Source organism: Rhizobium sp. BK512 (genome assembly GCF_014194915.1).
GTDB lineage: Bacteria > Pseudomonadota > Alphaproteobacteria > Rhizobiales > Rhizobiaceae > Rhizobium.
Genome location: NZ_JACIAS010000003.1, coordinates 393,312 through 420,122, shown reverse-complemented (window position 1 = coordinate 420,122; position 26,811 = coordinate 393,312). Strand labels below are relative to the sequence as shown.

Sequence of the window (26,811 nt, the reverse complement as noted above, 5' to 3'; positions counted from 1 at the left end):
AACGGCGGGAGCGGCGCGGCAAGCGCCGCTCCTGTTTTGATGGAGTCCCCATGGCCTTTCTGCTACGCCGCCTTGCCTTCTACCTGGCGGCCTTCATCGCGGCAGCGACGATCAATTTCTTCCTGCCCCGGCTGATGCCGGGCGATCCCGTGCGCATCATGTTTTCGAGCGCGGGCACCGAACTGCCGCCGGAAAGCCTGCAGGCGCTGAAGCTGACTTTCGGCTTCGTCGATGGGCCGCTCTGGCAGCAATATCTCACCTATCTCGGCAGCATCTTCACTGGCGATCTCGGCCGTTCGATCAAATATTTCCCGCTGCCGGTCACGTCGGTTCTCGGCCATGCGCTGGTGTGGACCGTCGGCCTGATGGGCACGGCGACGATCATCAGCTTTGCGCTCGGCACCTTCCTCGGCATTGTCGCCGCCTGGCGGCGCGGCAGCAAATTCGACGTCATCGTCTCGATCGGCGCGATCTTCGCGACATCGGTACCGGCCGTCGTCACCTCGCTGATCGTGCTCTTCTTCTTCGGCTTCACGCTCGGCTGGTTCCCGAACGGCTATGCGGCCGATCCGTCGCTCGATCCGGCCTTCAGCTTTCAATATATCGGCAGCGTGGCCTATCACGGCATACTGCCGATGATCACACTCTGCACTGTGCTGGTCGGCGGTTTTACCGTCACCATGCGCAACAACATGATCAACCTGCTCGGCGAGGACTATATCGTCATGGCTCGCGCCAAGGGCCTCTCCGACCGGCATGTGATGCTCTGGTATGCGGCCCGCAATGCGCTGCTGCCGACCGTCTCGAGCCTGGCGATCGCCATCGGCACCATTCTCGGTGGCTCGCTGGTGACCGAGGTCGTCTACAACTATCCGGGCCTCGGCAACATCCTCTACCAGGCGATCCTTGCACGCGATTATCCCGTCATCCAGGGCCAGCTTCTCATTATGACCGCGACCATGCTGATCGCCAATTTCATCGTCGATGTCAGCTATGTGCTGCTCGATCCGCGACTGAAGGGAGCGTGAGATGAAGAGCCTTCTCCGCAATCGAAAGGCGCTGATCGGCCTCGCCATCATCGCCTTCATCGTCGTCGTGGCGATCGCAGCACCGTTGCTGACGCATTACGATCCCGCCGCCCGCACCGGCCGTCCGCACCAGGCGCCGTCTGCCGAACATATTCTTGGCACGACGCGTATCGGCCAGGATGTCTTTGCCCGAATGATCTATGGCGCGCGCACCTCGCTCGCCGTCGGTTTCGGCGCCGGCCTCCTCATCACCGCTGTTGGCACCGCGCTCGGCATCATCTCCGGCTATCGCGGCGGCAAGACGGACGAGGTCATCAGTTTCTTCACCAATATGGTGCTCGTGGTGCCCAACCTGCCGTTGCTGCTCGTTCTCGCAGCCTTCATCGGCCAGGCGAGCCCACTTGTCATCGCCCTGATCCTGGGCGGCACATCCTGGGCCTGGGGCGCACGTGTGACACGTGCCGAAACCCTCTCCGTCAAGCAGAAGGATTATGTCAAATCGGCGGAGATGATGGGCGAGCCGCAATGGCGCATCATGACGTTCGAGATCTTCCCCAACGTGATTTCCATCGTCGGCATCAATTTCATTGGCAGCGTCATCTTCGCGATCATCACCGAAGCGACACTTGAATTCCTCGGTCTTGGCGACCCGCGCGTCGTCTCTTGGGGCACCATGCTCTACAACGCACAGAAGGCCTCCGCGCTTTCGGTCGGTGCCTGGTGGGATATCCTCACACCCTGCTTCGCGCTCGCCTTCCTTGGCATCGGCATGTCGCTCCTGAACTTTGCCGTCGATGAGATCGCCAATCCGCGGCTGCGCACCGGCAATCATCTGAAGCGCTGGTCCCTGCTCATCCGCTCCGGGGAGGGCCGCCTGTGAACGAGCCGCTACTTACGGTCAAAAACCTCACGATCGACTATATCGGCGAAGAGAAGGATTTCCGCGCCGTCGATAACGTCAGTTTTGACGTCGCTCCTGGCGAAGTCTTCGGCCTTGCCGGCGAATCTGGCTGCGGCAAGAGCACGATCGCCTTTGCCATCAGCCGCCTGCACAAGCCACCCGCGCTGATCCGCAAGGAGAGCCGAATCATGCTTGCCGGCCGTGACGTTCTGGACCTGGACCCGAACGCGCTTGCCGCCTTCCGCTGGCGAGAAGTCGCTATGGTCTTCCAGAGTGCCATGAACTCGCTGAACCCGGTGTTGCGCATCGAGGACCAGTTCTATGATGTGCTGCGTACCCACAAGGGCATGACGAAGGCAGAGGCGCGCGAGCGCACGGCCGAGATGCTGCGGCTCGTCGATATCGCGCCGGAACGTATGCGCAACTATCCGCATCAATTCTCCGGCGGCATGCGCCAGCGCATCGTCATCGCCATCTGCATGGCGCTCGATCCCAAGCTCGTCGTCATGGACGAGCCGACGACAGCGCTTGATGTGGTCGTGCAGCGCGAAATTCTGCAGCGCATCAACGAACTCCGAAAGCAGTTCGGCTTCTCGGTGCTCTTCATCACCCACGATCTCGGGCTGATGGTGCAGTTCTGCGACCGCATCGGCATCATGCTCCAGGGCAAGCTTGTCGAGCAGAACGAAGCCGAGGCGATCTACAAGACGCCGCAGCATGAATACACCCGGAAACTCTGGGCCTCCTTCCCCTCGCTTCACGGAGGCGTGCTGCTATGAGCGATGCCATCCTCGCGCTCGATAAGGTCACCAAGACCTTCGGCCACGGCGATTCCGCCGTTCATGCCGCTCGCGCCATCTCCTTTTCGCTGCATGCCGGCCGTGCGCTCGCGATCGTCGGCGAATCCGGCAGCGGCAAGACCACCTGCGCCCGCATGGCGATGCGCGAATATTCGCCGACGTCAGGGCAGATCCTCTATAAGGGCCGCCCCGTCGAAAACGCCAAAGCCGACGAGATCGCCCGCTACCGCCGTTCCGTGCAGATGATCTTCCAGGATCCATTCGCCTCGCTGAACCCGGCCCACACGATCGCCCACCATCTGCAGCGGCCACTGAAGCTGCACCGGCCTGACATACGCGGCAAGCAGATCGACGCGACCATGCGTGAACTGCTCGAGCGCGTGAAGCTCGATCCGGATATCGTCGCGCCGAAATATCCGCACGAGCTTTCGGGCGGCCAGCGCCAGCGCGTGAATATTGCTCGCGCCCTCGCTGCCCAGCCGGAGGTGATCGTTGCCGACGAACCGACCTCGATGCTCGATGTCTCGGTGCGCCTCGGCGTTCTCAATCTCCTGAACGAGATGAAGAAGGAGATGAATCTTGGCCTGCTCTACATTACCCACGATATCGCCACCGCCCGATATGTGGCGGAAGACATTGCCGTCATGTATTCCGGCCAGATCGTCGAATGGGGCAATACGGCGAAGGTAATCGACAATCCGCTGCATCCCTATACCCGCTTGCTGCTCTCGGCCGTACCGGACCCGGACGTGCGCTTCGACGATCCGCGCACACGTCTGCAGCCACAGGAGGTGGACGATATCCGCCGCCGTTCCGCAGCGACGCAAGAGCAGGTGGTCGAGCATGAGCCTGATCATTTCGTGCGCATGGTCTGAGCAAGGCTTGCTGGCTTCGACCGTCGCCCTATGCTAGGGGACGGTCCCTTTCAGCGAGACGAAACCGCCATGCTTCCCTGGATCCAGCTCGATTCCGCGACCATCCCCGGCGACGGTGGAGAGCTGCGACTGAAGCAGCGCGGCAGTGAATTTTCCATCATGCTCGGCACCAACGAGCTGATGAACAGTCGCCTCAGCGGTTCGGAAGAAGCACTCGCTACTCTGTCCTTTGAACGGATCAAATCGCATCCGAAGCCGAAGATCCTGATCGGCGGGCTCGGCATGGGCTTTACCCTGCGGGCCGCTCTTGCGGTCGTGCCCGAGGATGCCACTATCGTCGTTGCCGAACTGATCCCGGAAGTCGTTGCCTGGGCACGTGGCCCGATGGCTGAGGTTTTCAGAGGCTGCCTTGACGATCCGCGTGTGTCGATCCACCACGGGGATGTCGGCGAAGCGATCCGCGCCGGAAAGGGCGGCTATGACGCGATCCTTCTCGACGTCGACAATGGGCCTGACGGCCTGACCCGCAAATCCAATGACCGACTCTACGATTATGCCGGGCTTAAATCCGCCCGAGAGGCCCTGCGTCCCGGCGGCGTGCTGGCCGTCTGGTCCTCCGGGCCGGATCCGTCCTTCACACGGCGGCTGAAGGATTGCGGCTTTGCCGTCGATGCGGTCAATACGCGCGCCAACGGCAAGCGCGGCGGCGCGCGCCACGTCATCTGGCTCGCAGTCAAGCCCGGCCGCTGACCGACCCCCCGGCAATAAAATGCATCTTTATCAGCAAAGGCGACGGATGCATGGGCAAGAGAGCTTGAGATTGGTGCGGTAATAATCGTATCCCATAGATCACGGATCGCGACGACGAGGAGGTCTCGCGGCCATTCATCGGCCGAGCCGCATGCGGAGGCATGACGCGCCGGCCCTCGATTGGATACGGGTATGCGCCTTTCAGACTGCCATAACTTCCACGATTTCCGCCGCCTCGCCAAGCAGCGCCTTCCCGGGCCGATCTTCAACTATATCGATGGCGCAGCCGACGACGAGGTGACTTACCGGCGCAATACTTCATCCTTCGAAAGCTGCGACCTTCTGCCAAGCGTTCTGCGCGGCGTGAGCGAGGTCGATATGTCGGTCACCGTCATGGGCCAGAAGCTCGCCATGCCGGTCTATTGCTCGCCGACGGCCCTACAACGGCTCTTCCATCATGAAGGCGAACGTGCGGTTGCTCATGCGGCCGGCAAGTTCGGCACGATGTTCGGCGTTTCCTCGCTCGGCACGATCAGCCTGGAAGAAGCACGCAAGATCAGCAGCGGGCCACAGGTCTACCAGTTCTACTTCCATCGGGATCGCGGCCTCAATCGTGAAATGATGGCGCGGGCGAAGCAGGCGGGCGTGCAGGTGATGATGCTGACCGTCGACAGCATCACCGGCGGCAATCGCGAGCGCGACAAGCGCACCGGATTTGCCATCCCGTTCAAGCTCAACCTGTCGGGCATGGCGCAGTTTGCCGTCAAACCGGCCTGGGCAATCAACTATTTCACCCATGAGAAATTCCGCCTGCCGCAACTCGACAGCCATGTGGACATGGGCAGCGGCACCATGTCGATCAGCCGCTACTTTACCGAGATGCTCGACCCCGCCATGAACTGGGACGATGTCGCCGACATGGTGAAGACCTGGGGCGGGCAATTCTGCCTGAAGGGCATCATGACGGTCGAGGATGCCAAGCGCGCCATAGATATCGGCTGCACCGGCATCGTGCTTTCCAACCACGGCGGCCGCCAGCTCGACGGTTCACGCAGCGGCTTCGACCAGCTGGCGGAAATCGTCAATGCCGTCGGCGACAGGATCGACGTCATGGTCGACGGCGGCATCCAGCGCGGCACGCATGTGCTCAAGGCACTCTCGCTCGGCGCCAAGGCGGTCGGGGTAGGGCGTTATTATCTCTTCCCGCTTGCAGCCGCCGGCCAAGCCGGGGTCGAGCGGGCGCTCCTGCAAATACGGACGGAAATCGAGCGTGGCATGAAGCTGATGGGCGCCGCTTCCGTCAGCGAGCTGTCGGCCGGCAACCTGCGTTTCCGCACCTCCTGAGACGGAGCACTGCGCTCTCGCGGCCCGGACCTTATCAGGCCCCGACGATCTCGCGGGGCGCAGGTGCACCGACGTCCTGCCGGCGCTGGCGAATGATCGTCGACGCCTCGCGGGGATCGGGCGGCAGCACGGCATTCTTCAAGGCGAACGAATATTCGTGCTGCGGATTGTCCAGCACGGTACGCGCGTCACCGCTTTCGACGACCACGCCCTTGCGCATGATGATGACACGGTCGGCTATGTAATAGGCGGTCGCGAGATCATGAGTGATGTAGATGATCGATACCTTCAACGTATCGCGCAATTCGCGAAAGAGATTGACGATCGACATGCGCAGTGACGCATCCACCATGGAAACCGGCTCGTCGGCGACGATGAGCTTCGGTTCGGGAATGAGCGCGCGTGCCACCGCGATGCGCTGGAGCTGGCCACCGGACAATTCGTGCGAATAACGTCCTCGAACCTCCGCAATGGACAGGCCGACCCGCTGCAGCGCCGTATCTGCCAAGGCCTCCCTTTCGGCGCGGCTCTTCGCACCCTTAAAGCGATGTGCCGTAGCATATAGATACTCGTCGATGCGCGTCAGCGGATTGAAGGCTTCGAAGGGATTCTGGAAAACCGGCTGAACCTTGGTCATGAAGGCTTCGCGGGCGCTACGGCTGCTGATATCGCCAATGTCGGCGCCGTCGAAGCGGATGGTGCCGCGATCTGCGGCCTCGCTGCCGAGGATCATCTTGGCGAGCGTGGATTTGCCGGAGCCGGATTCGCCTACGATCGTGAAAATCTCTGGCCTGTCAGCCGCAAGCGCAAAGCTCACGTCATCGACTGCCGTCATCCTGGCGCGTGAAAAGAAACCGCCGATCGGAAAGAACTTGCTGACATTTTCAAGCTGGAGAAGGTGTTCGCCACTCATTGGATCTTGTACTCCCCTGCCCTGAAACATGCCACGCGCCCGCCGGTCGCGCTCGGCTGCATGACAGGAACCTCCTTCGAGCACCTGTCGATCGCAATCGGACACCGTGGATGGAAGCGACATCCCGACGGCGGGTTCGAGAGCGCCGGAGGTTTGCCCTGCAGGCTCTTCCGCGTCCTCGTATCGCCGATGCGTGGCAGGCTGCCGATCAGATGAGCCGTATAGGGATGTTGCGGATTGTCGAAGATCGCCTGCGTCGGCCCTTCTTCGGCGAGCCGCCCCGCATACATGATCGCAAGGCGATCGGTGATGGCAGCATGGACGGACATATCGTGGGTCACGAAGATGACCGAGGCCTGCATACGTGTCTGCACTTCCTTGATCAACGCAAGAACATCCTGCTGCACCAAAACGTCGAGCGCCGTCGTCGGCTCGTCGGCGATGATGAATTCCGGTTCGCAGACGGTCGCAAGCGCAATGGTCAGCCGCTGGCGCATGCCGCCGGAGAGCTGGTGCGGAAAGGCTTCAAGGACGTGCGGGTCGAGATGCAGGCGGGCAAGATGCGCCTCGACCCGCTGGCGGAAGGCCACTTGATCCAGACCCATGTGGCGGGAGGCGAAATCGTTGAAAGCGTGCTTCACCCGCCGGACCGGGTTGAGCACGTTCATCGAGCCCTGCATGATGTAGGAAAGATGTCGCCAGCGCGCAGCCCGCATCTTTTGCGGTTCGCCATAGACATCGATCGGCTTGCCATCGAAATTGAAATTGACCGTGCCGCCGACGACCCGCATCGGCGGGCGAATGGCGCCGGCAAGGGTCTTGATGAGCGAGGTCTTACCGCTCGAGGATTCTCCGGCGATGCCGTAGATTTCGTTCTTGCGTACAGTCAGGCTGATATCGTCGACGGCCCTGATCTCGCGCCGGACGCCGAAATAATCGTTGACGTAGTAGCATTTGAGCCCGTCGATCGTCAGCGCGTCCCGGGAGTTTTCGACGAGGGTCAAAGGTGCTTTCCTCAAAGAATTCTGCATCGTCTCAGGCTCCCATCCGGGCCAGCCGCGAGCGCGGATCGATATATTCGTTGACCGACATGGCGAGCATGAAGAGGCCAAGGAAGAGGATGACCACGAACAGCATCGGGAAGGCCACCCACCACCAGATGCCGGCAACCATGGCCGAATGCGCATTGGCCCAGTAGATCATGCCACCGATCGTCGGCCGGTTGATGTCGGAAAAACCGAGAATGGAGAGCGTCACTTCCAGGCCGATCGCCCAGATGAGATTGTTCATCGTCGTGAAGAAGACGATCGGCATGACATAGGGAAGATGTTCGCGAACGAGGATTTGCGACGTGCGCATGCCCGAAAAGACGGCGTGCCGGGTAAATTCCCGTTGCCGTAGCGATAACGCGACGGAGCGGATGAGCCGGCTGTCATGCGTCCAGCCGAGCAGGGCTGCGACGACCGCCAGCATCGACCATGTCATCTGGTCACGCAGGACAAAGACCAGAAGAAGCAGGATCGGGATGTTTGGCAATGCGCCCAGCGTATCGTTGATGCCCATGATGATCTGATCGGTGCGGCCGCCGATGTAACCGGAAACGAGGCCGACGACGAGCGCGATGAGGCGGCTGATAACGGCGACGATAATGCCGAAGAGCAGCGTGTTGCGCAGCGACGCGCCGATCTGCCAGAAAACATCCTGGCCGCGCGAAGTCGTGCCGAACCAGAATTCGGCGGATGGCGGCATGTCGGGGATCACGACATAAATGGCGTTCTCGTCATAAGGCGAGAAGAAGGAAGAGACGATCAACCCGACAATGATCAGGATCAGGATCGTCCCGAGCAGGAATTCGCGGTTGTAACGAAGCAGGTCTCTGAGGATCTTGAACATCGCTATTATCCCAGTTTCACGCGCGGATCGATCAGCGGATAGATGATATCGATCACGAAGACGGCCGCAGCGACGGCAATGATGGCGATGGTCGTGACACCCAGGACCAGGCTGTAATCGCCGGAATAGATGCCCGAGATCAGCAGCTTGCCGATGCCTGGATAGTTGAAGACGAACTCGACGATGACGGCACCGCCGAAGACATTGCCGAGGCTGAGCGCGAGACCCGTGACCTGCGGCAACATGGCGTTGCGGGCCACATAATACGAAAAGATGCTGCTCGAGCGCACGCCGCCGAGCTCGGCATAAACGACATGATCGTCGGTGACGATGTTGGAAACGAGCGAACGCATGGAGATGAACCAGCCACCGATGCCGACGAGCACGAGCGTCAGCGCCGGCAGAATGCCGTGTTCGATAACCGAGCTGATGAAGGCCCAGCTGAAAGCGGGCGTGAGATTGACCTGCGCGCCGCCACTGATCGGCAGGATCGGCCAGACGAAACCAAAGAGAATAACGAGGCTGAGGCCGATAATGTAGGTCGGGATCGGCTGCAGTGCCATGATGACGATGCCGGCAAGCTTGAGCAGCCGGCTGTTGCGGAAATAGCCTGCAAGCGCGCCGAGCAGGTTGCCGATGATCCATGCGATGATCGTAGCAAGTGTCAGAAGGCCGACGGTCCAGGGCAAGGCGCGTCCGATGACGGTCATGACCGGTGTCGGGAAGGACGACAGCGACGGACCAAAATCACCGGTCAGCACCCGTCCCCAGAAAGTGAAATACTGATCGATAAGCGGGCCGCCGGTTCCATAGAGCTCCCGCAGCGATTCGCGCAGAATTTCAACCGATTGTGGATCGGTCGAGCCGAAACTCGTCAAGAGCGACACGGTCTGCTCCACCGGATCAACAGGCGAGAAATGCGCGATCAGGAATGCGAGCGTGATGCCGGTGACGACCACGAAAAGGAACTGCAGGAAACGTTTACCCGCATAGATCAGAAAGCCATTCATGGCATCCATCCTCCAGTAGCAGAAGGGGAGCGGCCGGCAATCGGCCACTCCCGTGTCGACGCGATCAGTTCTTCGGAGCGTCCGGATTGGCCTTCAGGCCGGTCACCATATAACGAATGTTCGACCAGTTCGGACCCGAGGCGGAATAGGGGTTTTCAGCGCTCGGATAGTTCGTCCAGTAGGTCGTGTCGAACGGGGCGAACTTGTTATAGGCCATCAGCGGAATCATCGGCATCTCTTCGACCGCGAGCTTCAGGAAATCCTGACCGACCTTGGTGACGTCGGGCGAGTCAAAGGCGATGGACCGGTTCTTCGCGATGATCTGATCGAGACGCGGATCCTGCCAGCGTTGCAGGTTGCGCGGCGGCTGGATCTGGCCGAGCGGCTTGATGAATTCCGAATGGTAGCTGTCCAGGAAAAAGGACAGATCCGGATGACCGCCCCAGGTCTCAATGCTCCAGTAGATTGCGGCTTCGTAATCGCCGGCACTAAGGCGCTGACCGTTGGTCGGACCGGCAACATCCACCTTTGTAGCGATGCCGTTCTGGCTCCATTGCTGGGCGATAACGGTGCCGGCACGCGCGAGTGTCGGAATGGCGTCGCCCTCGACCTGCAGGCGGATCGTGAACGGCGTGCCGTCAGGCTTCATCCATTGATTGCCGCTCTTCTTGAAACCGGCCTTCTGCAGGAGCTCGGTTGCAGCTTGAACATCCTGCTTCCACCAGCCGAAGCCGAAGGTACGCTGCAGCTGTTTCGGATCGGTCGGGATCTGGTCACCCCACTGGCCACGCACCATGGTGGCGATCTGGGCGGAGATATTGGGATCATAGGGCTTGATCTTGCGGCTGCCGGTATCGAGCTCGAAATTGGTGAGCCAGTCCTGCATCGGTGCGTAATAATCGTCCGGAGCCGAGCCGGTCGGCGGCGTGGCGAGAGCAGCCAGATTGGCGGCACCGCGATAGGAGCCGAGGGCCACGGCGCGGATATCGATCATCAATGCCAGCGCCCAGCGCACATCCTTGTTATCGAAGGGCGGCTTCTTGGTGTTGAGCAGCACGGAAGGCAGGGTCGGATCGGGATGGGCGAAGGGGAAGCCCTTCAGCCAGGAGGCGACGCTCTTGCTGTCGCGCATCATCGCAAACATGCCCTCGGGTGCCATGTCGTTGATCACGTCGAGATTATGATTGCGCTGCTCGATGACGCGGGCTTCCGGGTTGCCGGCGGCTCGATAGACGACATATTTCACCTGCGGCGGCTCCTTGGCAGCCATGCCGATCGAAGTGCGCTGCCAGTCGTCGCGCAGTTTCCAGATGGTCCAGTTGCCAGCCTTGTCATAGCTCTGCAGCACATAGGCGCTGAGCGAGACAGGCGGATTGTTCTTGAATGCCAGGGGATCGCCGGCCTTTTCGAAGACATGCTTCGGCATGATCCAGGCAGCGTTCCAGCGCACGGTGAACACTGTGTGGAAGCGCGAATTCGGCTTCTTGAGATGGAAGATCACCGTCTGCGGATCTGGGTTTTCCACGCTGGCAACGTTGACGGAAAAAGGCGCGCTCCAGGACATGCCGGGATGGTCGATCTGAGTCTTGACCGTATAGGCCACGTCGTCGCTGGTGAATTCGACACCGTCGCTCCAATAGATGCCCTTGCGCAGCTTCACGGTCATTTGCGTGAAATCGGCATTATAGGCCGGCGGCTCGGTAGCGAGCGCATTCTGCCAGGCATCCGGACCACCCTCCGGATTGATGAACCAGAACGTATCGGTCGTCAGCTGCTGCAGGCCGTTGACATTGGCAGACCCGCCACCGCCCGGAGCCCAGACATTAAACCAGTCGGCATTCTGCTGCGGCGTGCCCTGGATGATCAGAGTTTCATTGCGCGGAATACCGGCAATGAAATCCTGCGCATAAGCAGGCAGAGCGGCTAGAGACAATAAGGCAATGGCTGCAAATCTTGGGAACTTCATCGGACGCTCCTCCTCCTTGGCCCGCAGAGGCGGGCGCTTCCCGTAATCCGTTATCGATCGCGTTCCGGCGAAAGCGTCTTCATAGGGACCTGATAGTCCATATGGCTCCTCCAGACGACAAGTTTCGCCTCAACATTTATCGACAATTTTTCGCCAAACGGCAACAGGTAATTTTTTAAATGCCAAAAACTCTCGTAAATACCGGCATTTTTCATCACCCATTTAATCGTCATTTTTTATATTATTGACAAAATGGTCATTTCGCTTAGCTTTTGCGGCGAGCGCGGCGCCCTCCCAAGACAGCCGCAACTCATCACAATATTGGTCGGTTAGCCTTCGGGAGGAGGCCGAGGCTTGGCCGTTCAAGAGGAAAGACGATGACGAGTTCCTATGACGTGACCATCAACGTTCACGCCGGCAGGCCGACAGGGGCGTATAAACCGCTGTGGAACTGGTTCGGTTATGACGAGCCGAACTACACCTATTCCCCCCATGGCAAGAAGCTTCTGAAGGAGCTGACAGAACTCAGCCCCGTCGCTCCGCGCATTCGTACCCACAATCTGTTGACGAGCGGCGACGGCAAGCCGGCACTGAAATGGGGCTCGACCAATGCCTATACGGAGGATGCGAACGGCAATCCCGTCTATGACTGGACGATCATCGACCAGATCTTCGACGCCTATGTCGAGGCCGGCAACATTCCGCTGATCCAGATCGGCTTCACGCCGGAGGCGCTTTCCGATTTCGACGGTCCCTACAAGCATCATTGGGAGCCGGCGGATAAATACGCAACAATCACCACCGGCTGGACCGCGCCGCCGAAGGACCTGAAAAAATGGGGAGACCTCATCGAGGCCTGGGCGCGGCATCTCGCCGATCGCTACGGCGAAGATGTCGTCTCCTCCTGGCCCTGGGAAGTCTGGAATGAACCCGACGGCCATTACTGGACGGGTACGATTCCGGAATTCTGCGCCATGTATGATGCGAGCGCACGTGCCGTAAAACGCGCCCTGCCGAAAGCACGCGTCGGCGGTCCGCACACGTGCGGCGGCTTCGCCAATGAGAAGGCGCAGACTTTCCTGCGCGCCTTTTTGCGCCATGTTGTCGAGAACAAGCCGCCGATCGATTTTATCGCCTTCCATGCCAAGGGCAATCCGGTCATCTTCGACGGCCATGTGCGCATGGGTCTGCACAAGCAGCTGCGCGACATCGAAACCAATCTCGCCATTATCAACGAATTCCCCGAGCTTCGGCATCTGCCCGTCGTCATCGGCGAATCCGACCCGGAAGGCTGTGCGGCCTGCTCGGCCCGCGTCCACCCGCAGAACGGCTACCGCAACGGACCGCTCTACGGCGTCTATGTCGTCGAGAGCATGATCCGCACTTATGAGCTGTCGCGCCGAGCCAATATCGAGATCGAAGGTGCGGTGACCTGGGCCTTCCTTTTTGACGACCAGCCCTATTTCGACGGCTTCCGGGACCTCGCGACCAACGGCGTCGACAAGGCGGTGCTGAACGGCTTCCGGATGCTCGGCAAGCTTGGCGGCGAGTGGCTGGAATCCGAAAGCGACTATCGCCGCGATATCGAGGATATCATGAGCCACGGCGTTCGCGACAAGCCCGACGTCAACGTCGTTGCGACCCGCGACGACAAGGGCGTCTCCGTTCTCGTCTGGCACTATCATGATGACGACGAGGCAGGCCCCGCTGCCGATATCAGCCTGGCGATTGACGGCTGGGGCAATCGTCCGGCCGCGCTCAAGCATTTCCGCATGGACGAGCAGCATTCCAACTCCTTCCGCATCTGGAAGGAAATGGGCAAGCCGCAGGATATCGCGGGCGCCGATTACGCCAGACTCGAGGCCTCGGGAAGGCTCGCCGAGATCGACCACAAGGCGTCTGTTTCGGTCCGCGACGGCAAGATCAATCTCACCTTCTCCCTGCCGCGTCAGGGCGTTTCTCTCCTGCGCCTGGACTGGTGAGACGGCGGGAAAAGTGGGAGCGCAACCCTCCAAGTTGCGCTCCGTAACCACCTCAGAGCAATCCGGCGCGCGGTCATCGTCACGTCATTGACCGCGTGTCGCTTCATTGCGCCACAATTGGCGCCGTCGAGACCATCCCGCGCAACACCGCGGGCAACAACGAGCCGCCTGTCCCCGAGACCGCGACGCTCCAACATTCCACAGCCCTTTGCCATTAAGAGACCAATTTACCACAAACAGGTTTACACCTAATAACTGACATGTTAGCCATACAGTACTGACATGAAGGAGACATATTGATGACGGGGTTTGGTTTGTCGGTCGCATTGGCGACACCTTTTGACCGCAGCGGCGCCATCGCCGCCGAGGTCATGCTCGCCCAGGCAAAGCGAAGCCTTGATTCGGGTTGCGCCAGCGTCACTCTGTTCGGAACAACAGGCGAAGGCGCGTCGATCGGCAGCCAGGAACGCGAACGGATCCTCGACGCATTTATTGCCGCCGGCGTTCAGCCCCGGCAGATCGTCGTCGGTGTGCTCGTCGATGCGGCGGAGGATGCGGCGCAGCAGATGTCACAGGCCCTGTCGAAGGGCGTGCGCAGTATCCTTCTCGCCCCGCCCTCCTATTTCAAAAACGTCAGCGATGATGGTATCTTTGCCTGGTTTGCCGATGTGTTTGCGCGTGTCGGCGACGCAGCCCGTGATGTACTGGCCTACAATATTCCCTCGGTCACGATGGTCGCGTTGGGCATCGACCTGATCAGCCGGTTGCGAAAGGCTTTCCCCTCTATCGTCACCGGCGTCAAGGACTCCTCCGGCGACTGGCCCTACACCGAAACCCTGCTGCGCCAGCATGGCGACCTGATCATCCTGATCGGCGACGAGCGGCACCTCGCCAAGGGTGTGCGCATGGGAGGTCAGGGTGCGATTTCGGGCATGGCCAATTTTGCGCCGCACGAAGTCCGCGCCATGGCCGTCGACGGCAATGACGATCCGCGCGTCGAACAGTTCGTTGGCGAACTTCTCAAGCATCCCGTGACGCCGGCTGTGAAAGTCATGGTGGCAAAAATGACTGGCGATGATAGATGGCTTGCGGTTCGCCCTCCTTTGACGTCAATCTCCGCCGATGGCAGACGCGAGCTTGCCCTTGCCTTTGACGGACTTTTTCGCACAAAGGCAGCATAGCGGTCATGTACGAGGAGAGCCCGATGGATGGAGCGGACGAGCAGCCGACGCTGAGAGAGAAAGCTTATGAAAGCTTTACCAGGCATCTGCTGGCGCGTGACGTCCGTCCCGGGCAATTCGTCTCGCAGCGCAGGCTTGTCGAACTGACCGGCCTGACGCTCGGAGCTATTCGCGAACTTATACCGCGGCTAGAAGCCGAGGGCCTGATCAAGACCGTGCCGCAGCGCGGGCTTCAGATTGCCCATATCGACCTGAACCTCATTCGCGAAGCCTTCCAGCTCCGGCTTTTTCTCGAAAAGGAAGCCGTCGGGATCTTCACAGAGACGGCAAGCGACGCGGCGATCGCGGCGCTCCTGAATCAGCATCGTGAGATCGTCGCGGCAATCGAGGCCGGCAATCATTCCCATGAACTGGAGATCCATGCCCAGGCTGTCGACTGGGGCATGCATGACGCCTTCATCGATGCGCTAGGCAACACGATCATTTCCAACGCCTACCGCGTCAACTCCATCAAGATGCGCCTGATCAGCCAGGAACGCTTCCGCATCGACGGGCGCGTCGGCCCCGTCATGGGTGAGCATCTTCGCGTACTGGAGGCCATTGAGCAAAGGAATGCGCAAGGGGCCATCGATGCGCTTGCCGCACATATCAATCACGCGCGAAGTCGCGCGCTGAGAATTTAGACTGACGCCTGCGGTGAGGAGATCGCAGGCCACACAAGAGGAGGAGAGCAGCATGTCATCATCATTCATTCGTCCGACGCGCCGAAACTTTCTGGCCGGTTCAGCAGCCGTCGGCGCTGCCGGGCTTCTCGGCATCAGGCCTGCTTCGGCGGCCGTCGACTGGAAGCGCTTTGCCGGAACGACGCTCGAGGTCAATCTCGTCAAGAGCCCGCGTAGCGAGACGATCCTCAAATATCTGAGCGAGTTCGAAGCGCTGACCGGCATCAAGGTCAATGCCGAGGCAACACCGGAGCAGCAGCAGCGCCAGAAGACGACGATCGAACTCAGCTCCGGCAAGCCCAGCTTCGACGTCGTGCACCTCAGCTATCACGTCCAGAAGCGCCAGTTCGAAAAGGGCGGCTGGCTTGCCGACATCAGCGGCTTCATCAAGGATCCGTCGCTGACCGACCCATCTCTGGTCGAAAGCGATTTTGCAGAAGCCGGCCTGCAGTTTGCCAAGGACTCGCAAGGCGTGCTGCGCTCGCTTCCCTTCTCGGTGGACTACTGGATCGTCTACTGGAACAAGGAACTGTTCGAGAAGAAGGGCCTGTCCTATCCGTCGACATTCGATGAGATGGCTAGTGCCGCTGAAGCCCTGACCGATAAGTCCTCCAATACCTACGGCTTCGTGGCTCGTGGCCTCAAGAATGCCAACGTTCCGGTTTGGACCACCCTGCTGCTCGGCTATGGCTCGACGCCGCTCGGCCCGGATGGAAAGCTGCGCACGACCTCTGACGAAGCCGTCGAGGCGGCCAAGATGTATCAGCGCCTGATGACGAAGTCTGCGCCTGTTGGCGTATCCGGCTTCAACTGGGCGGAGGCACAGTCTGCCTTCCTGCAGGGCAAGGTCGGCATGTGGCTCGATGGCGTTGGCTTCGCGCCGCCGATCGAGAATCCGGAAAAGTCCCGCGTCGTCGGCAAGGTCGGCTACGGCATCATGCCGAAGGGACCAAAGGCACAGGCGGCCGCCACGACCGGTGACGGCATCGGCGTCACCGCCGCCAGCAAGAACAAGGAAGCGGCCTATCTCTTCTGCCAGTGGGTCATTTCCCACGACATGGGCGCGCGCCTTCTGCAGGCGGGTGCCGGCGTGCCCTTCCGCAATTCGATTCTCGAAGACGCCAAGGTTCGCGAGGGCGTCACCATGCCGAGCACCTGGGTCGATGCCGTTGCGGGCTCGGCAAAGGTCTCGCAGCTCGCGCTGCCGGTCATCATTCCGGTCACCGAGTTCCGCGACATCTATGGCGTCGGCTTGACCAACATGATCGGCGGCGCCGATCCGGCAGCGGAACTGAAGAGCGCCACGGCGCAGTTCGAACCGGTACTGGCCCGAAGCGAGGGATAATGGCATCCGTGAGCATGGACACCACGCGATCGAATAGCATCGCAAACGGGAGGAGCAAGCCAGGTCGGCTTGCTCCAAACTACTGGCCCTTCGTTGTCCCGGCGCTGCTCGTCATCGCCGCGGTCATCGTGTTTCCTTGGGTGTTTACGCTCTGGATGAGCGTGAACAGCTGGACCCTGGGCCAGCCGGTGGTTTTTGCCGGTCTGGACAATTACACCCGGCTGCTGGTGGACATGCGCTTCTGGGAATCGCTTTGGCACACGGCGCTCTACACGCTGCTTGCCGTCGTCGCCCCGCTCATCCTGGGCACGCTCGCCGCCCTGATTTTCGACGCACAGTTTCCGTTCCGCGGATTGCTGCGGGGCGTTTTCGTCATGCCGATGATGGCGACACCGGTCGCCATAGCGCTCGTCTGGACGATGATGTTCCATCCGCAGCTCGGCGTGCTCAATTACCTGCTGTCGCTCGTGGGCATCGGGCCGCAGGAATGGATCTACAACCAGAACAGCGTCATTCCCTCGCTCGTGCTGGTCGAGACCTGGCAATGGACACCGCTGATCATGCTGATCGTTCTCGGGGGCCTGGCGGCCGTTCCGCGCGAACCCTATGAGAGTGCCGAAATCGACGGCGCCAACGCCTGGCAGAAGTTCCGCTACCTGACCCTGCCGATGATCGCACCCTTCCTGATGATCGGCGTGATGATCAGAAGCATCGATGCGGTCAAGAGCTTCGATATCATCTATGCGATGACACAGGGCGGGCCAGGCACCGCATCGGAGACGATCAACATCTATCTTTATAATACGGCCTTCTCCTACTATGACATCGGCTACGGGTCGGCGATGGCGGTCGTCTTCTTCATCATGATTGTCGCGCTTTCCTTCGTCCTGATGATGATCCGGCAGCGCGCCAACTGGTCCGACACGGAGACACGCTGATGAAGCGCAAGACGATCGAACGCATCGGGCTGCTGTTTGTCGCCCTCGTCATGGTCTCCCCTGTCATCCTGTTCTTTCTCTGGATGATCTCGCTGTCGCTGAAATATGAAATCGACAATGGCGCCTATCCGCCGATCTTCATCCCCGAGCGTTTCGCCTGGTCGAATTACATGAAAGTCTTCGAGGAGAATAATTTCTTCCTCTATTTCTGGAATTCGATCCTCGTAACCGGCGGCGCAACCTTGCTCGCGCTGCTGATCGGCGTACCCGCCGGCTACGGCATCGCGCGGCTCAAGGCGGAGCGTTCCGCCATGGTCATCATGATCGCCCGCATGACGCCAGGCCTGTCCTTCCTCATTCCGCTGTTCCTGCTGTTCCAGTGGCTGAACCTTCTCGGCACGCTCTGGCCGCAGATCATCATCCATCTGGTGGTAACGGTGCCGATCGTCGTCTGGATCATGATCGGCTATTTCGAAACGACGCCGATGGAGCTTGAAGAGGCGGCCAGCATCGACGGTGCGACCTCCTGGCAGGTCTTCCGTCTGGTGGCGCTGCCGATCGCCAAGCCCGGCATCGTCGTGGCTTTCATCCTTTCGGTCATCTTCTCCTGGAACAACTTCGTCTTCGGCATCGTGCTTGCCAGCCGCGAGACCAGAACCCTGCCTGTGGCCGTCTATAACATGCTCTCGTTCGAGCAGGTCAGTTGGGGGCCGCTTGCTGCAGCCGCACTCATCGTAACCCTGCCCGTGCTGGTACTCACCATGTTTGCGCAAAAGCAGATCGTTGCGGGCCTGACGGCTGGTGCCGTCAAGGGCGGCTGACCCAGGCATTCAAAGGACCATCAACATGGCAAATGTGAATATTCGAAACGTCCAGAAACGCTTTGGCGCCGTCAATGTCATCAGGGACATCAGCGTTGATATCGCCGACGGAGAATTCGTTGTGCTCGTCGGTCCGTCCGGCTGCGGCAAATCCACCCTGCTGCGCATGATTGCCGGCCTGGAGGAAATGAGCGACGGCGAAATCCGGATCGGTGCTCGTGACGTCAGCAACCTGAGGGCCCGCGACCGCGATATCGCAATGGTCTTCCAGAACTATGCGCTCTATCCGCATATGAGCGTCGCCGACAATATGGGCTTTGCTCTGAAGCTGAAAAAGGCCGATACGTCGGAGATTTCCGAACGGGTCACTAAGGCGGCTAACATCCTTGGCCTTGAAAAGCTGCTCGACCGTTATCCCAAACAGCTCTCAGGGGGCCAGCGTCAGCGTGTCGCCATGGGCCGCGCATTGGTGCGCGATCCGCAAGTCTTCCTGTTCGACGAGCCGCTTTCCAATCTCGATGCGAAACTGCGCGTGCAGATGCGCGCCGAAATCAAATCGCTGCATCAGCGTATCAAGACGACGACGATCTATGTCACCCACGACCAGATCGAGGCGATGACGATGGCTGACAAGATCGTTGTTCTGCATGATGGCGTCATCGAGCAGGTCGGCGCTCCCCTGGAACTCTATGACCGCCCCGCCAATCTCTTCGTCGCCGGCTTTATCGGCTCGCCCTCGATGAATTTCATCGACGGCAGGATTGAAGAAGGTGTCTTCCGCACCGAAATGGGCCTCATCTTGCCACTGCCGGAAAACATCAAGAGCGCACCACCCGCTGGTCAGCTTGTCTACGGTATCCGTCCCGAACATATTCGCGCCAGCCAAGGCGGCATTGGCGGCCGTGCCGAAATCGTCGAGGGAACGGGATCGGAAATCTTCGCCAAGCTGGATTGCAATGGCGAACAGATTTCCTGCCTCTTCCGTGAACGGCTGGCAATCGCGTACGGCGATACAGTTTCGATCGCGATCGATCCGGCAAGTGTCCATCTCTTCGACAAGTCAACTGGCCGACGCATTTGAGCCCGACCTTCTCCGATGCGGGCAGCAAGCCGCGCCACGTGCTCTGCGTCGGTGCTGCCGTGCTCGATACACTGTTTCGTGTCCGCACGATCCCGCAGACGCCGGGTAAGGTTCTGCCCTATGAAATGCTGCAAGTGGCCGAGGGCATGGCTTCCAGTGCGGCCTATGCGATCGTGCGCCTCGGTGGTCTTGCAAGCCTGTGGGGTGCAGTCGGCGACGATCCGGCCGGCCAGCAGATCCTGTCAGAGCTCGAACAAGCGGGAATTGATGTCGGCGGCAGCGCCCGGGTTGCCGGCGCCCGTTCGGCCGTTTCGATGATCCTCATCGACGACGATGGCGAAAGGCTGATCGTTCCCTTCTACGATCCGCGACTGCACGAACACGTTAAGGAGGTCACGGCCGACGATCTCGCGGCGTTCAATGCCGTCATGGTGGATGTGCGCTGGCCCGCTCTTGCCCTGAAGGTCCTGCAAGCAGCAAGGGCAGCCGGAAAGCCCGCAATCCTCGATGGCGATGTCGCGGCGCCTCGCACCATCGACATGCTGGCGAAACACGCCGACCACATCATCTTTTCAGAGCCGGCAGCCGGTAGCCTTTCGCAGATCGACGATCCGGCCGGCATGGTACCGCATCTCAAGGCGCAATATCCGCAGGCCTTGATCGTGGTCACCGCCGGGGAGCGCGGCAGCTATTGGTGGAACGAGGAAACAGCTGACGTCGCACATGTGCCTGCATTTCGGGTCAAGACGGTCGACACACTGGCGGCCGGGGATATTTTCCATGGCGCCTATGCGTTGGCGGTCACGGAGGGATTGACGACAAATGCGGCCATCCGGATGGCCTCTGCCGCCGCAGCGTTGAAATGCAGCACCTTTGGCGGGCGGCTCGGCGCACCGCAGCGTGCCGAGGTTTCGGCTTTGCTGGGGGATGGCGATCGCACGCCAACGGCGGTAGCCGATATGATTGCCGGCCAATCCATCTAGGACCTCAGTTTTCGCTCACATAGGCGAGGTAGCGCTTCTTGCTCGGCTGCAGGTGATCGACACAGAGCTGCGCCAAGACCCAGTTGTCCCTGCCTTTCAGCATCTCGATCATCAGCCGATGATGTTCGTGTGAGATCTGCAGCGATTCCTTGCTGGACATGGAATTGGCGCGCACCGGCAGGCTGAGGCGCATATAGAGTTCGATCGACTGGACGAGATGGGAATTGCCACAGGCCCCGAAGAGCGCCAGGTGGAACCGGTCGTTCGTCTCGTGCACGCCGCGCAGATAGCCGGATTCCACATGCCGGCCGTGCTCTTCATGCAGAACCGTCAGTTCAGCGATCAACTCGTCGGGTGCCGGCAACGGAATCCAGAGCGCGGCCTGCCGCTGCAGCAGCTCGCGCACGTCATAGATCTCCTGCACCTGTCGAGGGGTCAGCGAACGGACAGTCGCACCCTTGTTGCGCTCGCGCACGACAATGCCCATCGCCTCCAATTGTACAATCGCCTGGCGGGCGAAATGGCGGGTGACATGGAAGCGCGCCAGCAGCGTGTCTTCGGTCAGCCGCGTGCCTGGCGCCAGCCGTCCGAAGATGATGTCTTCCTCAAGGGCACGCGCGATGCTCAGGTCGTCGTGTTCGATCTCGCCTTCACTGATATCGTCAAGCATCTGCATCCATAATCCTCCGGCGGCTGGCCATCTTATCGCGGTTTGCCTCGAGCGTCGAACCGGCTCAGCCGATAGATATCTTCAACCAGCGCCAGCGTCTTCATGTTATCGTCGGGAACAGTCTCCATCGCCGCACGCCCCTCCAGCCCGTCGAGGAAATGCGCGATCGTTGCATCATAGGCGCCCTGATAGACCGCATCCGCATCAAATTCCTCCAGGCGCTGGATTTGCCCCTTCGCCGAAAGACTGATGCCGTCCAGTTCCAGCGTCGCCTGTGTACCAAAAATCCGCAGATGGTCACGCGGCGCCGGCGGAGCGCCATGCACCGCGAGATTGGCGTTTACAGTGACGATCACCCCGTCGTCCAGACGGCGCAGGACGACGGACGCAACATCTTCGGCGACAATGTCGTCATTGCTGCGCTCGATATGTGCGGCAACAACCTCCATCTCGCCGAACAGGTAGCGCAGCGTATCCAGGTGATGGATCATCACCTCCATGACAAGAAGGCGTTCCTGTGTGCGGAAAAACGGCTGGCGGACGAGCGCCGGCCTTCTGCCCTCACCGTCTGCAATCATCCCACTCGACAGGAATTCGAATTGGACCTGCCTGACGGCGCCCGCGATGCCCTCCTCCAGCCATCCCTTCAGCCGGCGATAGTAAGCGCGAAACCGCCAGTTTTCATGCACCATCAACCGGATCGACGGCGGCAAACCGGCGACGAGAGCAGCGGCCTGATCGTAGTTGGGCGCGAGCGGCTTCTGGCAGATGATATCGAGGCCCCTTGCCGCGGCAAGCCGCACAAGCGCAACATGGGCCTCGCGCGGCGCGCAGATATCGACCGCATCGAGCGCTTCATTCGCCAGCATCGCCTCGGCAGTCGCGTAAGCGCGTGGAATGCCAAAGTGCTGGCTTTTGGCCTCGCGCGCCTCGGTGGAGGGATCGGCGATCGCGACGATCTCGGCGCGCGCCGACTGTTTTGCCCATGCCGGCAGATGATATTCACTCACCCAGCCGGCGCCAATAATCCCTACACGCCTTCGCCTGATCTCTTCCATAAATCACCGCACCCTGTTTTATCGATAATCTAAGCGCCGCCGGCCGGAAAGCCAATGCGTAATGCAGATAAAAAACGGAAAATATCGTGAATTATATTGAGTTTTCTTTATAAAAATCGCCGACCAAGCCAATTCGCATGCGTGTCGCCATATCTTATTTATTGACAATCCTGCATATCCCACTAGGCTTGAGATCAATTTAAGGGACGAGGGAGGAACAATGTCGAGCGGTCTTCGTCGCAAGCTGACGAGTTACGGCGATCAGGGTTTTTCCCTTTTCCTCCGAAAGGCCTTTATCAAGGCAATGGGCTATTCGGACGATGCCCTCGATCGCCCGATCGTGGGGATTGCCAATACCTACAGCGATTTCAACCCCTGCCACGGCAATGTCCCGCAGCTCATCGAAGCGGCCAAACGCGGCGTCATGCTGGCCGGCGCCATGCCGATGGTCTTCCCGACCATTTCCATCCACGAGAGCTTCGCCTCGCCGACCTCGATGTATTTGCGCAATCTGATGGCAATGGAAACCGAGGAGATGATCCGCGCCCAGCCGATGGATGCAGTGATCCTGATCGGCGGCTGCGACAAGACCCTGCCGGCGCAGATCATGGCCGCCGCCAGCAGCGAGATCCCGGCGATCTTCCTGCCGACAGGGCCGATGGCCGTCGGCCATCACAAGGGCGAAAGGCTCGGCGCCTGCACCGATTGCCGCCGTTTCTGGGGCCGCTTCCGCGCAGGCGAAATCGACGAGGCGGAGATCACTGATGTCAATAACAAGCTCGCAAGCTCAATCGGCACCTGCACGGTCATGGGAACGGCGAGCACCATGGCCAACCTGACCGAGGTGATGGGTCTCTGCCTGCCGCGGGCGGGGTCGGCACCCGCGGCCGAATCCGAGCGGGTACGGCTTGCCGAAGAGACGGGCCGTGTCGCCGCCGCGCTTGCAGCCAACCCCGATGCACCGACTGTCCGCGATATCCTGACCCCAGCGGCCATCCGCAACGGTCTTGTCGCCCTGCAGGCGATGGGCGGCTCGACCAATGCCGTCGTCCACCTTGCCGCCATTACCGGGCGGCTGGGCATTCGCCTCGACATGGCCGAGCTCGACAGGCTGGGCAAGGTCATACCACTTCTCGTCGATCTGCAGCCCTCCGGCCAGCACTATATGGAACAGTTCCACGAGGCCGGCGGTGTGCAGACGCTGCTGAAAGCCGTTCGTCACGAGATCGACGGCAGCCAGCAGACGGTCTACGGAAAGACCATTGGCGAGGTGATCGACGCCGCCCCCGATGAGCCTGGGCAGACAATCATTCGTACCGTCGAAAAGCCGCTGAAGCCGATCGGCACCATTGCCGTACTCCATGGCAATCTCGCGCCTCGCGGCGCAGTCATCAAACAATCTGCCGCATCGAAGGACCTGCTGCAGCACGAGGGGCGAGCGGTCGTCTTCGATTCCGTCGAGGACATGACCCTGCGGATCGACAGCGACGACCTTGACGTCAGCGCCGACGATATTCTCGTCCTGCGCAATGCCGGTCCGAAAGGCGCGCCGGGCATGCCCGAAGCCGGATACCTGCCGATCCCGCGCAAGCTCGCCCGGCAAGGTGTCAAGGACATGGTGCGGATTTCCGATGCCCGCATGAGCGGCACCGCCTTCGGAACCATCGTACTCCACATCGCCCCCGAAGCTGCCGCCGGCGGACCCTTGGCGATCGTCAGAACCGGTGACCGCATCCGACTCGACGTCAAGGAGAGACGCATTGACCTTGCCGTCGACCAGGCAGAATTCGACCGGCGGATGGCGGAACTTGGAGAGATATCGGCTGCCGAGCCCGTGCGCGGTTATGCGAAACTCTACCATACGCGCGTGCTGCAGGCCGATGAAGGCGTCGATTTCGACTTCCTCCAGCATGAGGAACTGGATCGGAAATGAGCCAGCCGGATAGTGAAGCGCCATTCTGCCTGCCACGTCTGCCGTTGACCCGTCTTCCGAACAAGCCGCTGCCTCAGGGCACGATTGACACGCATTTCCATGTCTTCCGGTCGGACGCACCCCTCAACACGCCGCGCAGCTATACGCCAGAGATCGCGACGACGGCCGACTGGATCGCCTTTGCCGACCGGCTCGGTATCGGCAGGGGCATTCTCGTGCAGCCGAGCGTCTACGGCCTCGACAACCGGGTGCTTGCCGAGGCGCTGGCTGCCTTTCCGAAACGCCTTCGCGGCATTGTCGTCATCGATCCCGAGACCAATGCGGGAGAGATCGCCCGCCTCGACGGGCTCGGCGTCCGCGGTGTGCGCATCAACACCCGCAACAAGGGCGGCCTGCCGCTGTCAGCCGCCGAAAAGCTTGCTGCAGCCGTCCGTGAGTTCGGCTGGTCGCTGCAGTTTCAGATCAATCCGGACCAGATCGATGATCTCGCCGGGCGGTTGCCGCCTCTCGGTGTCCGCTTCGTCATCGATCATCTGGGCTTCATACCGCTCACCGACAGCGCATGGCGTCAGCATCTTCCGGCGCTGCAGCGGTTAGCCGATCATGCCGGCGGATATATCAAGCTGACGGCGCCCTATCGGCTGACGCGTGACCGCGGCTATCCCGGCTTCGCCGAAGTGGTCCGCGCGCTTGCGGCCAGCCATCCGGAAAAACTGCTCTGGGGCAGCGATTGGCCACACACCGAACTCTGGAGCGATATGCCAGATGATGCCGACCTGATCGATGGGATGCAGGATGCAATCGGCGACCCCGCGCTTGCCCGTAAAATCTTCATCGAGAATGCCGAAACGCTATTCTTTGGGCGCTGAGCGCAAAGCGCCTTGACGATCGCCAGTGGCATCTATGTCATTGTTGTCACTCGTTTTGTCAGTCGATTGCGAGTCGGCGGATACCATCATCCCGGTTCGGAGGAAATGTGAGCAAGAGCTATGACTTCATCATTGCTGGTGGCGGATCCGCGGCCTCGGTTGCCGCGATGCGGCTGGTGCGGGATTTTGGGTTTTCGGTGCTCATCATCGAGCGCGGACCGCGCGATACGACGAGGCTTATGTCCTTTCCTGCCGGTTACATGAAATACCTTGCCCGCGACGATTTCCTCGAGATGCACCACACGGTGCCACAGCCGCAACTCGGCGGCCGAGGCCCGATCGTGCCGGTCGCAAAAGCGCTTGGTGGCGGCAGCGCGGTTAATGCCATGGTGTATATGCGCGGACAGAAGGAGGACTATGACAGTTGGGCCGCTTATCTCGGCAACGGGGCCGAGTGGTCCTATGCGGATATGCTGCCGCATTTCAAAGGCATCGAGGCAAACAGCCGTTTCAATAACGAATTCCACGGCATTTCCGGCAATCTGCGCGTCTCCGAGCCGCGCCATATCTCGGATACGACCGAGGACTTCATCCTTGCGGCCCAGGGGCTCGGCCATCCCTACAATCCCGATTTCAACGGCGTCAGGCAGGATGGCGTCGGCATCATGCAACACACATTCGCCAAATGGGACCGGCGCACGGAACGCTCGGATGCGAAGAAAGCCTTCCTCGATCCGCTCTCGGGCGACAGCAGGCTGGAGATCATCACCGAAGCCCGCGTCGATCGCCTGATCATCAAGAACGGCCGCGCCGTCGGCGTCTCCTATACGCGGGCTGGCCAGACGCATGAGACCATGGCCGAACGCGAAGTGCTCGTCGCGTCGGGAACCTATAACAGTGCCAAGCTGCTGATGCTCTCGGGCATCGGGCCTGCCGACCACCTGCGCGAACACGGCATCGAGGTGGTAGCGGACCTTCCAGGTGTCGGCGCCAATCTGCAGGATCATCACGAGGTTCCGGTCATCGCCACCACGAAAGGCAAATCAGGCTATTTCGGCGAGGACAAGGGCTGGCCGATGATCCGCAACGGGCTTCAGTATCTGCTCTTCGATTCCGGGCCGGTGACGACGACAGGCATCGAGTCCTGCCTCTTCTACGATCCCGATGGCGGTGAGCGGCCGACGATCCAGCTCTATTGCGCGCCGATCGTCTACCTCGATCGTGATGTCTCCTCCGCCAAGCCGACCTGGGGCGTGACCTTCACCTCCTGCCTGCTTCGCCCGAAGGCGCGTGGCAGCGTAAAGCTGCGCTCCGCAAACCCGGCCGAGCAGCCGCTCGTCGACTGCAATTTCTTCGGCGACCCCGATGACCTGCGCCTCACCCTGGCGTCTCTGAAAACGGCGCGGCGGCTTCTGAAAACCGAGCCTTTCCGTTCGAAGATCGCCATGGAAATCCTGCCCGGCAAGGCGCTGCAGGATGAGGAGGCGCTCACGAAATTCGCTGGCCAGACGGTCAAGACCAACTATCATCCCTCCGGCAGCCTGCGCATGGGGCCGGATAACGATCCGATGGCAGTGGTCGATGGCACGCTCAAGGTTCGGGGGGTCGATGGCCTGCGGGTGATCGATTGCTCGATCATTCCCTTTATTCCGTCGGGCAACACGAACGCGCCAGCCATGGCGATCGGCTCCAAGGCGGCCGACATGATCGGCCGGCGACATCGATAAAACGCCGCGATCATTGAATGC

24 protein-coding genes are annotated in these 26,811 nt (G+C 60.6%); 17 read left to right on the top strand and 7 right to left on the bottom strand.

The genetic code is table 11. The annotated features are described in order from the left end of the window. Positions 1–50 precede the first annotated feature (50 nt). The 6 genes from FHX06_RS12825 to FHX06_RS12800 all read left to right on the top strand — a co-directional run bounded on the left by FHX06_RS12825 (position 51) and on the right by FHX06_RS12800 (position 5,698). Complete coding sequence (locus tag FHX06_RS12825) at positions 51–1,028, top strand: ABC transporter permease (protein WP_112546411.1); 978 nt, start codon at positions 51–53, stop codon at positions 1,026–1,028. A gap of 1 nt (position 1,029) precedes the next feature. Next, a complete protein-coding gene (locus tag FHX06_RS12820) occupies positions 1,030–1,908 on the top strand; it encodes an ABC transporter permease (protein WP_113213082.1) in 879 nt (292 codons plus the stop codon). Next, positions 1,905–2,708: an ABC transporter ATP-binding protein gene (locus FHX06_RS12815; RefSeq protein ID WP_112546409.1), complete on the top strand. Its 804-nt coding sequence runs from the start codon at positions 1,905–1,907 to the stop codon at positions 2,706–2,708. Before FHX06_RS12820 ends, FHX06_RS12815 begins: the two co-directional genes overlap by 4 nt. Beyond that, positions 2,705–3,604, top strand: coding sequence for an ABC transporter ATP-binding protein (locus FHX06_RS12810; RefSeq protein WP_183879526.1), 900 nt, complete (start codon positions 2,705–2,707; stop codon positions 3,602–3,604). Before FHX06_RS12815 ends, FHX06_RS12810 begins: the two co-directional genes overlap by 4 nt. A 69-nt stretch (positions 3,605–3,673) precedes the next feature. Then, a complete protein-coding gene (locus FHX06_RS12805) occupies positions 3,674–4,354 on the top strand; it encodes a spermidine synthase (RefSeq protein ID WP_183879524.1) in 681 nt (226 codons plus the stop codon). Positions 4,355–4,546: 192 nt separating this feature from the next. Next, positions 4,547–5,698 (top strand): alpha-hydroxy acid oxidase, encoded by a 1,152-nt coding sequence (locus tag FHX06_RS12800; protein WP_183879522.1) that lies wholly within the window; start codon positions 4,547–4,549, stop codon positions 5,696–5,698. A 34-nt stretch (positions 5,699–5,732) separates the two neighbouring features. Here the strand turns inward: FHX06_RS12800 and FHX06_RS12795 are convergent, their stop codons facing one another. The 5 genes from FHX06_RS12795 to FHX06_RS12775 all read right to left on the bottom strand — a co-directional run bounded on the left by FHX06_RS12795 (position 5,733) and on the right by FHX06_RS12775 (position 11,480). After that, positions 5,733–6,611, bottom strand: a complete 879-nt coding sequence (locus tag FHX06_RS12795; protein ID WP_183879520.1) for an ABC transporter ATP-binding protein — start codon at positions 6,609–6,611, stop codon at positions 5,733–5,735. Further along, positions 6,608–7,642 carry an ABC transporter ATP-binding protein gene (locus tag FHX06_RS12790; RefSeq protein WP_183879518.1) on the bottom strand — a complete coding sequence of 345 codons (1,035 nt, stop codon included), beginning with the start codon at positions 7,640–7,642 and terminating at the stop codon, positions 6,608–6,610. The genes FHX06_RS12795 and FHX06_RS12790 overlap by 4 nt, the downstream gene beginning before the upstream one ends. A 4-nt stretch (positions 7,643–7,646) precedes the next feature. After that, positions 7,647–8,504 carry an ABC transporter permease gene (locus tag FHX06_RS12785; RefSeq protein ID WP_113014606.1) on the bottom strand — a complete coding sequence of 286 codons (858 nt, stop codon included), beginning with the start codon at positions 8,502–8,504 and terminating at the stop codon, positions 7,647–7,649. A 5-nt stretch (positions 8,505–8,509) separates the two neighbouring features. Then, on the bottom strand, positions 8,510–9,514 hold the full coding sequence (locus FHX06_RS12780) for an ABC transporter permease (protein ID WP_112546402.1): 1,005 nt from the start codon (positions 9,512–9,514) through the stop codon (positions 8,510–8,512). A gap of 64 nt (positions 9,515–9,578) precedes the next feature. After that, positions 9,579–11,480 (bottom strand): ABC transporter substrate-binding protein, encoded by a 1,902-nt coding sequence (locus FHX06_RS12775; RefSeq protein ID WP_113014607.1) that lies wholly within the window; start codon positions 11,478–11,480, stop codon positions 9,579–9,581. Positions 11,481–11,857: 377 nt separating this feature from the next. Between FHX06_RS12775 and FHX06_RS12770 the strand changes: the two genes are divergently transcribed. The 8 genes from FHX06_RS12770 to FHX06_RS12735 all read left to right on the top strand — a co-directional run bounded on the left by FHX06_RS12770 (position 11,858) and on the right by FHX06_RS12735 (position 20,533). Continuing rightward, positions 11,858–13,462, top strand: a complete 1,605-nt coding sequence (locus FHX06_RS12770; RefSeq protein ID WP_113213089.1) for a GH39 family glycosyl hydrolase — start codon at positions 11,858–11,860, stop codon at positions 13,460–13,462. A gap of 296 nt (positions 13,463–13,758) precedes the next feature. Next, positions 13,759–14,643 carry a dihydrodipicolinate synthase family protein gene (locus FHX06_RS12765; RefSeq protein WP_183879516.1) on the top strand — a complete coding sequence of 295 codons (885 nt, stop codon included), beginning with the start codon at positions 13,759–13,761 and terminating at the stop codon, positions 14,641–14,643. A 23-nt stretch (positions 14,644–14,666) separates the two neighbouring features. Continuing rightward, positions 14,667–15,326, top strand: a complete 660-nt coding sequence (locus FHX06_RS12760) for a GntR family transcriptional regulator (protein ID WP_112546398.1) — start codon at positions 14,667–14,669, stop codon at positions 15,324–15,326. 52 nt (positions 15,327–15,378) lie between these two features. Further along, complete coding sequence (locus tag FHX06_RS12755) at positions 15,379–16,710, top strand: ABC transporter substrate-binding protein (RefSeq protein ID WP_112546397.1); 1,332 nt, start codon at positions 15,379–15,381, stop codon at positions 16,708–16,710. Further along, complete coding sequence (locus FHX06_RS12750; protein ID WP_112546396.1) at positions 16,710–17,648, top strand: carbohydrate ABC transporter permease; 939 nt, start codon at positions 16,710–16,712, stop codon at positions 17,646–17,648. The genes FHX06_RS12755 and FHX06_RS12750 overlap by 1 nt, the downstream gene beginning before the upstream one ends. Beyond that, the gene (locus tag FHX06_RS12745; protein WP_113213091.1) at positions 17,648–18,469 is read left to right on the top strand and encodes a carbohydrate ABC transporter permease; all 822 of its coding nucleotides are present in this window, start codon (positions 17,648–17,650) and stop codon (positions 18,467–18,469) included. The genes FHX06_RS12750 and FHX06_RS12745 overlap by 1 nt, the downstream gene beginning before the upstream one ends. Positions 18,470–18,494: 25 nt before the next feature. After that, the gene (locus tag FHX06_RS12740; RefSeq protein WP_112971770.1) at positions 18,495–19,550 is read left to right on the top strand and encodes an ABC transporter ATP-binding protein; all 1,056 of its coding nucleotides are present in this window, start codon (positions 18,495–18,497) and stop codon (positions 19,548–19,550) included. Continuing rightward, positions 19,547–20,533, top strand: a complete 987-nt coding sequence (locus FHX06_RS12735; protein ID WP_113213092.1) for a PfkB family carbohydrate kinase — start codon at positions 19,547–19,549, stop codon at positions 20,531–20,533. The genes FHX06_RS12740 and FHX06_RS12735 overlap by 4 nt, the downstream gene beginning before the upstream one ends. Before the next feature lie 4 nt (positions 20,534–20,537). Here FHX06_RS12735 and FHX06_RS12730 read toward each other — a convergent pair whose 3' ends face one another. Together FHX06_RS12730 and FHX06_RS12725 are read right to left on the bottom strand one after the other, a co-directional pair. Continuing rightward, positions 20,538–21,203 carry a GntR family transcriptional regulator gene (locus FHX06_RS12730; protein WP_409564405.1) on the bottom strand — a complete coding sequence of 222 codons (666 nt, stop codon included), beginning with the start codon at positions 21,201–21,203 and terminating at the stop codon, positions 20,538–20,540. Positions 21,204–21,235: 32 nt separating this feature from the next. Next, positions 21,236–22,261 carry a Gfo/Idh/MocA family protein gene (locus FHX06_RS12725; protein ID WP_183879514.1) on the bottom strand — a complete coding sequence of 342 codons (1,026 nt, stop codon included), beginning with the start codon at positions 22,259–22,261 and terminating at the stop codon, positions 21,236–21,238. Between the two features lie 220 nt (positions 22,262–22,481). Between FHX06_RS12725 and FHX06_RS12720 the strand changes: the two genes are divergently transcribed. From FHX06_RS12720 to FHX06_RS12710, 3 genes are all read left to right on the top strand, one after another. Next, a complete protein-coding gene (locus FHX06_RS12720) occupies positions 22,482–24,194 on the top strand; it encodes an IlvD/Edd family dehydratase (protein WP_113213094.1) in 1,713 nt (570 codons plus the stop codon). Beyond that, positions 24,191–25,063, top strand: coding sequence for an amidohydrolase family protein (locus FHX06_RS12715; protein WP_113213095.1), 873 nt, complete (start codon positions 24,191–24,193; stop codon positions 25,061–25,063). Before FHX06_RS12720 ends, FHX06_RS12715 begins: the two co-directional genes overlap by 4 nt. 107 nt (positions 25,064–25,170) lie before the next feature. Then, positions 25,171–26,790 (top strand): GMC family oxidoreductase, encoded by a 1,620-nt coding sequence (locus FHX06_RS12710; protein ID WP_183879512.1) that lies wholly within the window; start codon positions 25,171–25,173, stop codon positions 26,788–26,790. Positions 26,791–26,811: the final 21 nt, after the last annotated feature.